The organism is Wolbachia endosymbiont of Drosophila incompta (genome assembly GCF_001758565.1).
GTDB classification, from domain to species: domain Bacteria; phylum Pseudomonadota; class Alphaproteobacteria; order Rickettsiales; family Anaplasmataceae; genus Wolbachia; species Wolbachia pipientis.
Map to the genome: position 1 here is coordinate 534,560 of NZ_CP011148.1, position 213 is coordinate 534,772.

At 39.0% G+C, this 213-nt stretch carries 1 protein-coding gene; it reads left to right on the forward strand.

Going from position 1 to position 213, the window contains the following annotated elements:
- Positions 1-213 (forward strand): hypothetical protein (locus WG67_RS08345; RefSeq protein ID WP_458695004.1); only part of this gene is annotated, 213 nt, incomplete at both ends.

Below are 213 nucleotides of genomic sequence, written 5' to 3' on the forward strand. Positions count from 1 at the left end.
ATGCATTAGAAACAGAAATGCAGAGTTTATCTGATGAGGAGCTTGCTGGTAAAACTGAAGAATTCAAACAAGAATTGAAAAATGGGAAAACGTTAAATGATCTTCTCGTACCTGCATTTGCAGTTGTGCGTGAAGCCTCTCGAAGGTTTCTTAACATGAGGCACTTTGATGTTCAACTGATTGGTGGAATGGTGCTCCACAATGGTATGATAT